Source organism: Streptomyces sp. NPDC006687 (assembly GCF_040636215.1).
GTDB lineage: Bacteria > Actinomycetota > Actinomycetes > Streptomycetales > Streptomycetaceae > Streptomyces.
Window position 1 is genome coordinate 341,834 of record NZ_JBEYJJ010000002.1, and the last position, 15,067, is coordinate 356,900.

Below are 15,067 nucleotides of genomic sequence, written 5' to 3' on the forward strand. Positions count from 1 at the left end.
TCACCTCCCCGAGGAGAGCCCCCTTGATACGCCCCGCAGCGGGGATCGTCGCCGCCACCCTGGCCGTGACCGTCCTGCCGGCCCTGCCCCACTCCGCGGCCGCCGCCACACCGCCGGCGCCGCCCTCGGACGCGAAGCTCGCCGCCGAGCCCGCCCGGCACGATCTGACCCGCGAGCAGTTCTACTTCGTGCTCCCGGACCGCTTCGCCAACGGCGACCCGCGCAACGACACCGGCGGGCTCACCGGCACCCGGCTCCAGACCGGCCTGGACCGGACGGACAAGGGCTTCTACCAGGGCGGGGATCTCAAGGGGATCACCGACCGGCTCGACTACATCAAGGGGCTCGGCACCACCGCCATCTGGCTGGCGCCGATCTTCAAGAACCAGCCCGTGCAGGGCGAGGGAGCCAACGCCTCGGCCGGCTACCACGGTTACTGGATCACCGACTTCACCCAGGTGGACCCGCACTTCGGGACCAACGCCGACCTCGCCCGCCTCATCGACAAGGCCCACGGCAAGGGGATGAAGGTCTTCTTCGACGTCATCACCAACCACACCGCCGACGTCATCGACTACAAGGAGGGCTCCCACGACTACCTCTCCCAGGGCGCCTTCCCCTACCTGACCAAGGACGGCGTCCCCTTCGACGACAGCGACTACGCCGACGGGAAGCGGAAGTTCCCCGCCGTCGACGCCGCCCGCAGCTTCCCCCGTACCCCTGTCGTCCCCGCCGGCAAGAAGGACCTCAAGTCCCCGGCCTGGCTCAACGACCCGTCCCTGTACCACAACCGGGGAGATTCCACCTTCGCCGGGGAGTCGGCGCAGCAGGGCGACTTCTCCGGCCTGGACGACCTGTGGACCGAGCGGCCCGAGGTCGTCAGCGGCATGGAGAAGATCTACGAGAAGTGGGTCCGCGACTTCGGCGTGGACGGGTTCCGCATCGACACCGTCAAGCACGTGGACATGGACTTCTGGACCCAGTGGGCCACCGCCCTCGACCAGTACGCGGCCCGCCGCGGCCGCAAGGACTTCTTCATGTTCGGCGAGGTCTACTCCGCCGACACCGCCGTCACCTCCCCCTACGTGACCCGCGGCCGCCTCGACGCCACCCTCGACTTCCCGCTCCAGGACGCCCTGCGCGCGTACGCCTCCCAGGGCGCGCCCGCCGGACGTCTGGCCTCCGTCCTCGGCGACGACTTCCGGTACACCACCGACAAGGCCAACGCCTACGAGCAGGTCACCTTCCTCGGCAACCACGACATGGGCCGCTTCGGCAGCTTCCTCAAGCAGGACCACCCGGGCGCCGGCGAGGCCGAACTGCTGGACCGCTACCGGCTCGCCAACGAGCTGATGTTCCTCTCCCGCGGCAACCCGGTGGTCTACTCCGGCGACGAGCAGGGCTTCACCGGCTCCGGCGGTGACAAGGACGCCCGCCAGCCGCTCTTCGCGACCCGGATCGCCGACTACCTCGACGACGACGAGCTGGGCACCGCCCGCACCGCCGCGAGCGACGCCTACGATCCGGAGCACCCGCTCTACCAGCAGATCAGTGCTCTCTCGAAGCTGGTGAAGGACCACCCCGCCCTGCGCGACGGTATCCAGAGCGAGCGCCTCTCCGACGGCAGCGTCTACGCCTTCGCCCGCACCGACCCCAGGACCCGCACCGAGTACCTGGTCGCCGCCAACAACGCCGCCGAGCCGAGGACCGTCCAGCTCGACGCCCCCGCCGGCGCCCGCTACCGCGTCCTCCACGGCGCCCCCGCCGCCACCGGCCCGAACGCCCTCTACGCCACCGGCCTGAGCACCGCCTCCCCGGCCGGCAAGCTCACCGTCACCGTCCCGGCCCTCGCCACCACCGTGCTGGAGGCCACCGCCCCCCTCCCCGCCCCCGCCACCGGCCCCTCCCTCACCCTCAAGGCCCCCGCCCCCGGCGCCACCGGCACCGTCGAGCTGTCCGCCGACGTCCCCCCGGCCGGCGGCCCCGGCGCCCTGACCCGGGTGGTCTTCGCCGCGCAGACCGGCACCGGCGCCTGGCGGGTCCTCGGCTCCGCCGACCACGCCCCCTACAAGGTCACCGACACCGTCCCGGCCACCACCCCCGCCGGCACCCCCCTGCGCTACAAGGCCGTCGCCGTCGACGCGGGCGGCCGCACCGCCTCCGCCCTCGCCGCCACCACCGCGGGCCAGACCCCGCCGCCCACGCCCCCCACCGCCACCCAGCGCGACTACGCCGTCGTCCACTACCACCGCCCCGACGGCGACTACACCGACTGGCGCCTGTACGCCTGGGGCGACCTCGCCGACGGCGAGGCCGCTCCGTCGAAGGAACAGCCCGAGGGGCACCCCTTCACCGGCCGCGACGCCTACGGGGCCTTCGCCTACGTCCGCCTCAAGCCCGGCGCCACCACCCTCGGCTACCTCGTCATCAACAAGGACGGCACCAAGGACGTGGCCGCCGACCGCACCCTCGACCTCAGCCGCGGCGGCGAGGTCTGGCTGGAGCAGGGCCAGGAGGCCGCCCGCACCGACCGCCCCGCCTACCCGCCGCAGGACCAGGCCAAGGCCGTCCTGCACTACCAGCGCCCCGACGGCGCCTACGACGGCTGGGGCCTGCACGTGTGGAGCGGCGCCGCCGCCCCCACCGACTGGTCCAAGCCGCTGCTGCCCGTCCGCACCGACCCGTACGGCGCCGTCTACGAGGTCCCCCTCGCCCCCGGCGCCACCAGCCTCAGCTACATCCTCCACAAGGGCGACGAGAAGGACCTTCCCGCCGACCAGTCCCTCGACCTCAAGGCCACCGGCCACGAGGTGTGGATGCTCGGCGGCCGTGAGAAGTACCTCCTGCCCCAGCAGGCCGGATCCGGCGCCGCCCTCGACCTCACCAAGGCCGAGGCCGTCTGGATCGACCGCGACACCCTCGCCTGGAACGCCCCCGCCACCGCCGCCTCCGCCCAGCTCCTCGCCTCCCACGACGGCCGCATCACCGCCGGCGACGGCCTCCTGCACGAGAACGGCGCCCAGTGGCTGCGGCTGACCCGCTCCGCCCTCACCGCCGCCCAGAAGCAGAAGTTCCCGCACCTGGCCTCGTACACCGCCTTCACCGTCGACCCCCGCGACCGCGACCGGGTCCGCGAGGCCCTGCGCGGCCAGCTCGTCGCCAGCGCCCGCGCCGCCAACGGGGCCGTCCTCGCCGCCACCGGAGTCCAGCTCGCCGGCGTCCTGGACGACCTGTACGCGGCGAACGCCGCCACCACCCCCCTCGGCCCCGTCTTCAAGGACGGCCGCCCCACCCTCTCCGTCTGGGCCCCCACCGCCCAGCAGGTCACCCTCGAACTCGACGGCCGCACCGTGCCCATGCGCCGCGACGACACCACCGGCGTCTGGTCGGTGCGCGGCGACCGCTCCTGGACCGGCAAGCCCTACCGCTACGCCGTCACCGTGTGGGCGCCCAGCACCCGCCAGATCGTCCGCAACCTGGTCACCGACCCCTACTCCACCGCCCTGACCACCGACTCGGCCTCCAGCCTGGCCGTCGACCTGGCCGACCCCCGACTGGCCCCGCCCGGCTGGCGCGACCTGCGCAAGCCGGCCCCCGTCCCCTTCAGCAGCGCCCAGATCCAGGAACTCCACATCCGCGACTTCTCGATCGCGGACGCCACCAGCAAGCACCCCGGCCAGTACCTGGCCTTCACCGACACCGACTCCGCCGGCATGCGCCACCTGCGGGAACTCGCCGCCGCCGGCACCTCCTACGTCCACCTGCTGCCCGCCTTCGACTTCGGCAGCGTCCCCGAGGACCCCAAGAAGCGCACCACCCCCGCCTGCGACCTGAAGTCCTACGCCCCCGACTCCGCGTCCCAGCAGGAGTGCGTGACGGCCGCGGCCGCCAAGGACGGCTTCAACTGGGGCTACGACCCGCTGCACTACACCGTCCCGGAGGGCTCGTACGCCAGCGACCCGGACGGCACCGCCCGCACCGTCGAGTTCCGCAGGATGGTCCAGTCCCTCAACGGAGCCGGGCTGCGCACCGTGATGGACGTGGTCTACAACCACACGATCGCCTCCGGCCAGTCCGACCAGTCCGTCCTGGACCGCGTCGTCCCCGGCTACTACCAGCGGCTCCTCGCCGACGGCAGCGTCGCCACCTCCAGCTGCTGCTCCAACACCGCACCCGAGAACGCCATGATGGGCCGCCTCGTCGTGGACTCCGTCGTCACCTGGGCCAGGCAGTACAAGGTGGACGGCTTCCGCTTCGACCTCATGGGCCACCACCCGAAGGCCAACATCCTGGCCGTCCGCAAGGCCCTCGACGAGCTCACCGTCGCCAAGGACGGGGTCGACGGGAAGAAGATCGTCCTCTACGGCGAGGGCTGGAACTTCGGCGAGGTCGCCGACGACGCCCGCTTCGTCCAGGCCACCCAGAAGAACATGGCCGGAACCGGCATCGCCACCTTCTCCGACCGTGCCCGCGACGCCGTACGCGGCGGAGGCCCCTTCGACGAGGACCCCCGCGTCCAGGGCTTCGCCACCGGCCTCTTCACCGACCCCAACGGCTCACCCGCCAACGGCACCCCCGAGCAGCAGCGCGCCCGCCTGCTGCACGACCAGGACCTCCTCAAGGTCGGTCTCACCGGCAACCTGGCCTCGTACGCCTTCACCGACTCCACCGGCCGCCGCACCCAGGGTTCCGGGATCGACTACAACGGCGCCCCGGCCGGCTACGCGGCCGCCCCCGGCGACGCCCTGGCCTACGCCGACGCCCACGACAACGAGTCCCTCTACGACGCCCTGGCCTACAAGCTCCCCGCCGGCACCGCCACCGCCGACCGGGCCCGTATGCAGGTCCTCGCGATGGCCACGGCCGCCCTCTCCCAGGGCCCGGCCCTCTCCCAGGCGGGCAGCGACCTGCTCCGCTCCAAGTCCCTGGACCGCAACTCCTTCGACAGCGGCGACTGGTTCAACGCCCTGCACTGGGACTGCCGCGACGGCAACGGCTTCGGCCGCGGCCTGCCGCCCGCCGCCGACAACCGCGCCAAGTGGCCCTACGCCAAGCCCCTGCTGAGCGGCCCGGCCCCCGGCTGCGCCGACATCGACGGCGCCTCGGCCGCCTACCGGGACCTGCTGAGGATCCGTACGACCGAACCCGCCTTCGCCCTCACCACCGCCCAGGCGGTGCAGGAACGGCTGTCCTTCCCGCTGTCGGGCCCCGGCGAGACCCCGGGCGTGCTCACCATGGCCCTCGGTGACCTGGTGGTGGTCTTCAACGCCACCCCCACCGCCCAGGCCCAGCGCGTCCCCGCCCTCGCCGGCACCGGCTACGCCCTGCACCCCGTCCAGGCGGGCGGCTCCGACCGGGCCGTCAAGGCGGCGGCGTACGACCGGACGACGGGGGAGTTCACCACCCCGGCGCGGACGGTCGCGGTGTTCAAGCGCGGCTGACGCACCACGCCTGAGGGGGCGGGTACCGGACGGACTCCGGTACCCGCCCCCTCAGACGTCCAGGCGCCGCTCCAGCAGGATCACCCCGTACACCCGCCCGTCCTTGCCCTGCTTCGACGGGAACTCGCCCACCACCCGGTAGCCCGCGCCCCGGTAGTACGCCAGCAGCCGGGGGTTCGTCGAGACGCAGTCCAGCCGCGCGCGCTCCCGCCCGGTCCGGGCGATCCGCCGCTCGGCGTGGGCGAGGAGCCGCAGCCCCGTCCCCGGAGCGGCCGTCTCCCGGTCCACCATCAGCCGGTGCACATAGCCCGCGACCGGCGGCTGGACCCCCCACGCCTCCTCGTCGGACCACCACAGCTCGTACGCGCCGACGACCTGCCCGTCCGCGTCCGCGGCGAGCCACACCTCCCCGTCGCGCATCTTCCCCCGGAAGTGCGCGGCGTCCTTCTCGCCCGGTTTCCACTGGTCGATGCCCTGCTTGCGCATCCACCGGGCGGCCTGGTCGTAGAGCTTCACCAGGATTCCGGCGTCCTTCTCCCCGGCCGCCCGGAACACGATCCCGTCGTCAATGATCACGCGGGCATTATCGCCAGCCGCGCCGCCCGGCCCCCACCCGCCCGGGGGTCGTCCGTCACAGGTCCGCCACGTCCTCGCGGGGGCCCGGCACCAGCGTCGCCAGCCGCCCGACCAGTTCACCGAACGGCCCGTCGGCCGGCTCACCGGCCAGGATGGCGACGAGGATCTGCGCCATCTCCGCGTCGTACGCGGCGCTCACGGCGGCCAGCGCCGCGAAGTCGTGCACCAGCTGGAGTTCCAGTTCCGCGCGCGGGATCCGCCGACCGTCCAGCCACAGCAGTGCCGTCGACTCCGCCAGCGACACCCAGGACCGCACCACCAGCTCCAGGCGCGCGGGGGGCCGTTCGACGCCGATGTGCAGCAGGATCTGCTCGTACGCCGCCTGCCGGACCTCGTCGATCATGGCGTTGGCCCGGCTGCTGCCCGCCGCGGGACCGCCGCGCAGCAGCGCCGAGAAGCCGGGCCCGTGGTCGTCGACGAAGGCGAAGTACCGGCCCATCACCCGCAGCAGCCGGGCCCCGAGCGGACCCTCGCGCGGCTCGACGAAGCGCTCGGCCAGCTCGTCCGCGGCCCGCCGCAGCGCGGCCTCGTACAGGCTCAGCTTGCCCGGGAAGTAGTGGTAGACGAGCGGCCGGGATATCCCGGCCGCCGCCGCGATCTCGTCGATCGACACGTCGTCGGGCGAGCGGTGGCTGAACAGCTCCAGGGCAACCCCGATCAGCTGCTGCCGCCGCTCCTCGACACCCATCCTGCGCCGCACCCCGGTCGTCATGCCGACACCCTACTTCGCGGGCGGCCGGGCCAGTTGCTCAGAGGTCCAGCGTGAGCCGGTCCGAGGCGGCGCGGGAGACGCACAGCAGCATCGAGTCCGCGCGCTCCTCGTCCGTCAGGAGCTCGTCGCGGTGGTCGACCGCACCCGCCAGGACCCGGTGCCGGCAGGTCCCGCAGAACCCCTGCTCACAGGAGTACGGGGTGTCCGGCAGGACCCGCCGCACCGCGCTCAGCGCGGACTCGCCGGCCCCGACCTCCACCGAGCCGCCGCTGCGGGCCAGTTCGACGGTGAAGGCCCGCGCCGGCCCGGTCACCGCCGCGCCGAACCGCTCCAGGTGCACCGCCGAAGCGTCCGGGGCGGCCCGGACGACCGCCTCCATCAGCGGGTCGGGGCCGCAGCAGTACACCAGGGTGCCCGGCCGCAGCCCGGCCAGCGGGGCCAGGTCCGGCAGGCCCGCCTCGTCCTGGGCGACGACCGTCACCCGCCCTCCGTACGCGGCCAGTTCGGGCAGGAACGGCATCGAGGCCCGCGAGCGGCCCCCGTACAGCAGGGTCCACTCGGCGCCCGCCGCCGTCGCCGCGCGGAGCATGGGCAGGACCGGGGTGATCCCGATGCCGCCCGCGACGAAGGCGTACGCGGGGGCGGGCAGCAGCTCGAACCGGTTGCGCGGCGCCCGCACCTCCAGCTCCGCGCCCTCCACGAGCTGGGCGTGCGCCTCGCGTGAGCCGCCGCGCCCGTCCTCGACCAGCCGGACCGCGATCGTGTAACGGCCGGAGTCGGCCGGGTCCCCGCACAGCGAGTACTGGCGCACCAGCCCCGAGGGCAGCCGTACGTCCACGTGCGCGCCCGGGGTCCAGGGCGGCAGCTCGTCGGACTCCAGCACCAGCCGCAGCACCCCCTCGGCGGGCTCGGTACGCTCCACGACCAGCGTGCGCAGCCAGCGGCGCGGGGAGCAGCCCGACACCGGGGTCTCCAGCGCGGGGAGCGGCCACAGGGGGGAGCGGCCGATCCGCTTGCGCAGCGCCCGCCGGGTCAGTACGGCGGCCCCCGCCACCGCCGTGACGGCCAGGGCCCGCCTCACGGCCGCACCCCGCCGTTGGCGCCGGGGGAGGAGGCCAGGTAGGCCCGCGCCTGGGCGGTGGAGCCCTCCTGGGAGGGGTGGTAGGTGCGGGAGAGGTAGGTCGGGATCGACCTCGCCATGGCCCCCGCCGAGGGCAGCACCCCCCTGCGGCCCGCCCGGAGGAACTGGCCGAGGGACGCCTTGGCGCCGGGCAGCTGGGGGTCGTTCGCCATGAAGAAGCGGGCGCCGCGCTGCCAGAGGAACACCAGGGCGGCGAAGGCGGTGGCCCAGGTCCGCACGCGGCGCCGGTAGCCGCCGTCCACGTGCAGGAACAGGTCGAAGGCCACCGAGCGGTGCTCGACCTCCTCCGCGCCGTGCCAGCGCAGCAGGTCCAGCATCATCGGGTCGGCGCCGCGCCGGTCCAGCTCCGTCGCGTTGAGCACCCAGTCGCCGAGGAAGGCGGTGTAGTGCTCGATGGCCGCGATGATCGCGACGCGTTCCATCAGCCACCACTTGCGGGCCCGGCCGGGCGGGAGGGTGCGGTCGCCGAGGAGCTTCTCGAAGAGCCAGTCCACCTGGGCGGTGTAGGGGGTGGGATCCAGGCCCAGGCGCTTGAGGTGGGGGAGTACGTCGTCGTGGGCGGCGGCGTGCATGGCCTCCTGCCCGATGAACCCGACGACGTCCGCCCGCAGCCGCTCGTCGGTGATGTACGGGAGCACCTGCTTGTAGACGTGCACGAACCAGCGCTCGCCGGCGGGGAGCAGCAGGTGCAGCACGTTGATGGTGTGCCCGGCGAAGGGTTCACCGGGCAGCCAGTGCAGCGGGGTGGCGTCCCAGGAGAACGACACGTTCCGTGCCTGGAGGTCTATGTGTTCCGACGCCACGGGGACGGGCGCGACCGGCGTATTAGACATGGCGTCAATGTACTGACGCCCACCCGGGAGCAAAACCCCCCGTGCCAAACCCGCACTTCCGAACGGCCGCCCAGTCCCCCAGGGGCTCGGGGAACGGCGCGCCCAGCCACGAACACCCCGCGGCCGACGCACCATCCGCCCCCCGGCCCCCGGCCCCCGACACCTAGCGGAGCGCCCCGGCCCGGCTCCCGTCCGTCAGCTTCCCCGACAGGTCCACCTGCGCCCCCTCGGCGGCCTTCACCGCCAGCCGGTTGCCGTTCGCGCTGCCGTTGACCCCGCCCCCGGTCGCCGTGAGCGAAGCGAACTGCGCGCTGCCCGCCGCCAGCACGTACCACTGCCCCGCCCGGGACTTCCACAGCACCCCGGCCAGCACCCTCGGCTCCCGGGGCCCGCACGCGGCCGACCCCTCCGCCTTGGCCGCCTGCGCGGCCAGCGCGGCCCCCGGGGCGAGGAACTGCACCTGCACCCGGTCCGCCGTCCCCCGCCAGGTCTCCGCCCGGCTGCACAGCCAGGTCGCCGCCCCGTCACCCTCCGGCAGCGGCTGCTTCGCGTACGTCCACGCGTTGACCGACCGCACCCCGTGCGAGCGCACCGACGGCAGCAGACACGCCGTCTTCGACCACTCCCCGAGCTCCGCCGCCTCCGTCACGTCCCGCGCGGCACCCGGCGCGCCCGAGGTCAGCCGGGCCGGGGTGAGCTCGCCCAGGTCGGTGACCAGCCGGGTGGCCCCGTCACCGGTCAGGGCCAGCGCGCTCCAGCTGCTGCACTGCCCGTTCGGCGCGGGACCCAGCACCGGCGGGGTCAGCCCGTCCGGGGTGAGCTTCAGCGCGGCCGGCTCCTCCCCCGGCTTCAGCAGGTCGCGCACCGCGGCGGCGGTGACCCAAGGCGCCGTCAGATAGCGGACGTTGCCGTCGACCCGGCTGAGCACCAGCGCGGTCGCGGTGTCCGCCGTCGCCCCGTCGGTCCGGGCGAAGTCCAGGGCCGCGCCGGCGGTCCCGTTGCGCGGCTCGGCGTAGCGCACCACCCGCAGCCCGTCGTACAGCAGCACCACCACCGCCTGGTCCACGGTCCCCGCGAACAGCAGCTGCGCCGGGCCCATCGGCGGCCCCGAAGGCGTCCCCGGCGTGGCCGAGACCACCACCGCCTTGCCCGGACGGGCCCACACGGCCAGCGCCCGCCGCAGCAGCTCGGTGTCCCCGGCCCGGTCGCCGCGCGCCGGCCAGGCGGAGTAGTCCGTACGGGAGGACGTACGCCACGCCGCGGGCGCGACCCGCACCAGCTGCCCCGGGTCCAGCGCCTGCTCGGCCACGGCGTTGCGCGCGTACGGCGGGGCGGCGGGCCCGTCCGCGCCCCAGCCGCCGCCCGGCAGCGCCAGCAGCGCCCCGCACACCGCGAGGGCGGCCGCCCCCGCCACGGCGGCCCGCGCGAAGCGGCGGCGGCGCAGCAGGTCGGTGGGCCGGGCCTGGAGCACGCAGGGATCGAACTCGGGGGAGGCGAACAGGGCGTCGTGCGCCGGATTCCCGGACTCCGCGACCGCCGCCTCCGGATCGGCCACCCCGGCCTCCGCCAGCACCCGCAGCACATCCGGCTCCGCCAGCCCCTCCAGCGCCCGCAGCACGCACGCCGCCCGGCCGGGGCCGTTCAGGGTGGCCAGCCACTGGTCCAGCGCCAGCTCCTCGGCCCCGCCCGCGCGCGGGAACAGCCGCAGCCCCCACACCTGCGGGAGCAGCGCCGGCAACTGCCCGCGCAGCGGGAGCGCCCTGAAGGTCAGCGGGATCCCCGCCTCCAGAGCGGCCCGCAGCACGCGCAGCCGTACGTACGCGTATCCCGAGTCGGGTCCGTCCAGCCCGCCCCGCTGCGCCGGCACCCCGCCCTGCACCTCCCCGGCGGCGGCCCGCCGCCCGCGCGGCAGCGCCCGCTGGGTCAGGGAGTGGGCGGTGAGCACCCGCCGGTTGCGGCCCAGGGAGGGCGGCAGCACCAGGTAGGCGAGGCGCACCAGCCGGGGGTAGTGCTCGACGATGGCGGCCTCGGCCTGCTCGACGTCGGGGGGCAGGGGTCGGGTGGCGGTATCCGGCGCAGTCACGTTCAGCAGAACGAGCGAATCGTGGGATGGTCACCCGCACCAGCGCACACGTTCGGACGAATCTGGCCCGCCCCCCGTGACGCGGGACGGGACCGCCCGGTCAGACGGTGAACCGGGCGCGCAGCGCCTCGACCGTCTCGTCCGGGACCTTCAGGCCCTCGCGGACGTACCTCTCCATCGACCCGAACCGCAGGTACAGCTCGTCCAGCCCCGCCTCCAGGTAGGACGGGAACACCCCGATCAGCGCCAGCGCGATGTCCGGGTCCCCGCCGGCGGCGGTGAAGCCCTCGATCATCGGGGCGAAGGCCGCCTTCACCGCCGGGTTCACCGACAGGTACTCGGCCATCAGGGTGTCGTCGTCGGCGCCGAGCAGCGACAGCAGCACGGTCGCACCCCAGCCCGTACGGTCCTTGCCGGCCGTGCAGTGGAACAGCAGCGGGCCCGCCTGCGGGTCGGCGGCCTCGGTCAGCAGCGTGCGGTACGCGGCGTGCGCGGAGCCGGTGCTGACGAAGGAGCGGTAGACCGAGCCGAACAGGGCGTGCGCCTTGCCGTCGCCCAGGTGCTCCTCGGCCACCACCGGATCGGCGAGGAGGTCCTTGAGCTGCGCGGCGGCCGGCATCCGGGACTCGCTGATCTTGTCCGCCAGGACGTCGCGCACCAGCAGGCGGACCCCGTCCGGTATCCGGTCCGGGTGGTCGGCCCGCTCGGCGTCGCTGCGCAGGTCGATGACCGTACGCAGGCCCAGCGCGGACATCACCGGGTCGGTGTCGAGGTCGAGCCGGTCGAGGGCGCCCGCACGGAAGAGCAGGCCGGAGCGGACGGTACGGCCGCCGGGGAGCGGGGTGCCACCGAGGTCGCGGAGATTGGCGACGGTGGTGGAGGGCTTGGCGGTCATCGTGGCGGCTCCAGCGTTGTGCGCGCGGCGCGGGGAGGACCCGGCCCGGCGCGGGTTCGGCTCAGATATGAGCGATTTTCCGATGGTTTGATCCAGAAAGATAATCGGCGGCGACCGAAAGCCCGATCCCCAGGCCCAGCGCCACGAGATGGCCGGCGTCGGTGAACGTCCGCTGCCGCCGCAGCACCGGCCGCACGGCCAGGGCCAGCAGCCCGGCCCGGACCGTCGTCCGCACCGCCCCGCGCGGCAGGGCCGAGGTCAGCGCCCCGAGCACGGTGTTGAACCCGTAGCTCGTGCCGACGTCCACGGCCCGGCGGGTCCCGGGGCCGGCGGTGCGGCGCAGCACCCCGTGGACGAGGAGCGTCGCCGAGGCGTGCCCGAAGAGGAAGACCGCGGCCGTCCACCAGGCCCCGTACGCGTACTCCGCGTAGCCCAGCACCGCGGCCAGCAGCAGGGCGTACGGCAGCGGCATCGGCTCCTCGACGACGAGCGCGCTGCTCAGCAGCGTCTCCCAGCGGCCCCCGTCGAGGTTGTCGACGTTGGTCGAGCAGCCGCGCAGCACCCGCTCCCGCTCGGCCGGCTCCAGCCGCTCCAGTGCGAGTGCCCCGAGCTGGACCCCGCCGGCGTAGAGCGCGCCGAGGGGGAGCGGGGACCATGACCGTGGCAGGGAATTCATCCGTCCATGATCGGATACGGGTCCGGAGCGCCCGGTGGCGGGCCCCGTGAGAACATGACCAGGACATGTCCGGACCCCGCCCCCACGTGCCGATGCGCGCCCCGCGCGCCGCGATGTTCGCGGCGGTGTGTGTGGCGCTGGCCGCCGTGGGGCACGTCCACATGTCGGGCCGGGACATTCCCCTGCCCTGGCTCCTGGCGGCCTTCGCCGCAACGGCCGCCCTCGCCTGGACCGCCGCCGGCCGCCGCCGCGGCCCCCTGGGCATCACGGCGGCCCTCCTGTCGGCCCAGGCGGCGCTCCACGTCACCTTCTCCGCCGCCCAGGGGCCGCAGGCGGCCCACCACCGGCACCGGCCCCTGCCCGGCACGGGCCCTCCGGGGCCGATGGACGCCGCCGGTACGGGGACGGCTCACGCCTCCGGGCTGGCGGACGCCGCCGGTACGGCCCACGCCGCCGGAGCGCACGACCCGGCCGCCATGGCGCACGCCGCCGGCCTGGCCGACCTCACCGGCATGGTCCACGCCCACGGGGCGGCCCCGGCCCCCGGGACGGCGGACGGCATGGCCTCCGCCGCCACCGCCATGGCGGACGGGATGGCCTCGGCCCACGCCGCGGCCGACGGTATGGCCGCCGGCATGACCGCGGCCACGGCCGACGGGATGGCCGCCGCGACGGCCGACGGGATGAGCACCGGCATGGGCGGGCTCGCCGGCCTGGCGGCCATGGCCGGGCACGGTGGCTTCGGGATGGTGGCCGCGCACCTGCTCGCCGGGGTCCTCTGCGCCCTCTGGCTGGCCCGGGGCGAGGCCGCCGTGTTCCGGCTGGCCGGGGTGATCGGGGCCACGGCCCTGCTGGCCGCCCGGCCGCTCGCCCGTGTCCTCGTACTGCTCCGCACCCGGGTGGCCCCCGTACCGGCCCCGCCGGCGCAGCAGCCCCCGTACCACCGGCCGCGCCGGCTGCGCGGGGCCGTGCACGCCCATACGGCCGTCCGCCGGGGGCCGCCCCGTCGGCGAGACACCCGCACCACGGCCCCCTGGCCGCTGCCCGCCCGCGCCACCTGACCGGCGCCTGCGGGGCGGCGAGGCCACCGGGGCCGGTCCCCCGTTTCGCCGATCCCCAGGACCGACATGTCCCTTGACGACCTCACCGACGCCCCCGAACGGGACGCCGCCGCCCCCACCACCACCCCGGCAACCGGCGGAGCCACGCGCGGATGGGCCGCGCTGCGCCCCCTGCTCCTGCGCATGCACTTCTACGCCGGCCTGCTCATAGCCCCCGTGCTCTTCCTCGCCGCCGCCACCGGCCTGCTCTACGCCGGCTCCTGGCAGGCCGAACGGATCCTGTACTCCCACGAACTGACCGTCGACCGGGTCGGCGAGAGCGCCGTCCCCCTCAGCACCCAGGTGAAGGCCGCCCAGGCCGCCGAACCCCAGGGCAAGGTCGTCGGCGTGTGGCCCGCGCCCGAACCCGACGCCACCACCCGCGTGGTCATGGAGGAACCGGCGCTGGCGGAGGGCCGGACCCGCACCGTCTTCGTCGACCCCTACACCGCCGAGGTGCGCGGACAGCTCACCACCACCGGTGACGCCCTGCCGCTGCGGGCCTGGCTGAGCGAGTTCCACTCCAGCCTCCAGCTCGGCGAGTTCGGCCGGAACTACAGCGAACTCGCCGCCAGCTGGCTGTGGGTGGTCACCCTGGGCGGCCTCGCCCTGTGGATCGGCCGCCGCCGCACCCGCGCCGCACAGCTGGTCGTCCCCGACCGCGGGGCCACCGGCCGCCGCAAGACCCTCTCCTGGCACGGCAGCATCGGCCTCTGGGCCGCCGTCGGCCTCGTCGGCCTCTCCGCGACCGGCCTGACCTGGTCGAAGTACGCCGGTGAGAACATCGGGCAGCTCCAGGACCGGCTCGGCGGGGCCACCCCCTCCGTCACCGCCACCCTCACCCCCGGCACCGGAGCCACCGGCGGCGGCGAGCACGCCGGACACGTCATGCCCGACGGCACGGAGATGTCCATGCCGATGCCCGACACCGCCCCCGACATCGGCATCGACAAGGCCGTCGCCGCCGCCCGCGCCGCCGGGGTCACCGAAAGCCTGCGCGTCACCCTGCCCGCCCACGGCAAGGGCTACGTGATCAAGGAGGCGGACAAGACCCTGCCGGTACACCTGGACTCCGTCGCCGTCGACCCCGCCGACGGCCGGGTCATGGACGAGCTCCGCTTCGCGGACTACCCGCTCCTCGCGCAGCTGACCCGGTTCGGCATCGACCTGCACATGGGCCTGACCTTCGGGATCGCCAACCAGATCGCGCTGGCCGCGCTCGCCGTCGCGGTGATGTTCCTGATCGTCTGGGGCTACCGGATGTGGTGGATGCGCCGGCCCACCAAGGACCGCGCCCTGTCCGCCGGCCGGGCCCAGCCGCGCGGGGCCTGGCGGAAGCTGCCGGTGGGCGTGCTGCTGCCGTTCGCCTGCGTGACCGCCGTGATCGGCTGGTTCGTCCCGCTGCTGGGCATCAGCCTGCTGGTGTTCCTCGCGGTGGACGTGGCCCTCGGCTTCGCCGCCCGCCGGCGCGCGGGCCGCGGGGCCCCCGCGTAACGGAGGCCGGCCGGGCGGGACCGTACGCCCTCCTCAGTGCGTACGGTCCCGCCCGG

General features: G+C 74.8%; 10 protein-coding genes. 3 read left to right on the forward strand and 7 right to left on the reverse strand.

Going from position 1 to position 15,067, the window contains the following annotated elements:
• Nucleotides 1–23: 23 nt before the first annotated feature.
• On the forward strand, nucleotides 24–5,441 hold the full coding sequence (pulA, locus tag ABZ716_RS03945; protein ID WP_358956286.1) for a pullulanase-type alpha-1,6-glucosidase: 5,418 nt from the start codon (nucleotides 24–26) through the stop codon (nucleotides 5,439–5,441).
• 51 nt (nucleotides 5,442–5,492) lie between these two features.
• Here pulA and ABZ716_RS03950 read toward each other — a convergent pair whose 3' ends face one another.
• The 7 genes from ABZ716_RS03950 to ABZ716_RS03980 form a co-directional block, all read right to left on the reverse strand.
• Entirely contained in the window at nucleotides 5,493–6,017 is a 525-nt protein-coding gene (locus ABZ716_RS03950) for a GNAT family N-acetyltransferase (RefSeq protein WP_358956288.1), read from the reverse strand.
• 55 nt (nucleotides 6,018–6,072) lie between these two features.
• Nucleotides 6,073–6,789, reverse strand: coding sequence for a TetR/AcrR family transcriptional regulator (locus ABZ716_RS03955; protein WP_358956291.1), 717 nt, complete (start codon nucleotides 6,787–6,789; stop codon nucleotides 6,073–6,075).
• Between the two features lie 37 nt (nucleotides 6,790–6,826).
• Complete coding sequence (locus ABZ716_RS03960; protein WP_358956293.1) at nucleotides 6,827–7,870, reverse strand: PDR/VanB family oxidoreductase; 1,044 nt, start codon at nucleotides 7,868–7,870, stop codon at nucleotides 6,827–6,829.
• Entirely contained in the window at nucleotides 7,867–8,763 is an 897-nt protein-coding gene (locus ABZ716_RS03965) for a metal-dependent hydrolase (RefSeq protein WP_358956296.1), read from the reverse strand. Before ABZ716_RS03965 ends, ABZ716_RS03960 begins: the two co-directional genes overlap by 4 nt.
• A 163-nt stretch (nucleotides 8,764–8,926) precedes the next feature.
• Nucleotides 8,927–10,846, reverse strand: coding sequence for a hypothetical protein (locus ABZ716_RS03970; RefSeq protein WP_358811501.1), 1,920 nt, complete (start codon nucleotides 10,844–10,846; stop codon nucleotides 8,927–8,929).
• Nucleotides 10,847–10,946: 100 nt separating this feature from the next.
• Nucleotides 10,947–11,741: a tyrosine-protein phosphatase gene (locus ABZ716_RS03975; RefSeq protein WP_358956298.1), complete on the reverse strand. Its 795-nt coding sequence runs from the start codon at nucleotides 11,739–11,741 to the stop codon at nucleotides 10,947–10,949.
• A gap of 61 nt (nucleotides 11,742–11,802) precedes the next feature.
• A complete protein-coding gene (locus tag ABZ716_RS03980; RefSeq protein WP_358811503.1) occupies nucleotides 11,803–12,417 on the reverse strand; it encodes a rhomboid-like protein in 615 nt (204 codons plus the stop codon).
• Nucleotides 12,418–12,482: 65 nt separating this feature from the next.
• Here ABZ716_RS03980 and ABZ716_RS03985 point away from each other — a divergent pair, with 65 nt between their 5' ends.
• Both ABZ716_RS03985 and ABZ716_RS03990 read left to right on the forward strand, forming a co-directional pair.
• The gene (locus ABZ716_RS03985) at nucleotides 12,483–13,478 is read left to right on the forward strand and encodes a hypothetical protein (protein WP_358956300.1); all 996 of its coding nucleotides are present in this window, start codon (nucleotides 12,483–12,485) and stop codon (nucleotides 13,476–13,478) included.
• 66 nt (nucleotides 13,479–13,544) lie between these two features.
• Nucleotides 13,545–15,011, forward strand: coding sequence for a PepSY domain-containing protein (locus tag ABZ716_RS03990; protein WP_358956303.1), 1,467 nt, complete (start codon nucleotides 13,545–13,547; stop codon nucleotides 15,009–15,011).
• The last annotated feature ends 56 nt before the right edge of the window (nucleotides 15,012–15,067 follow it).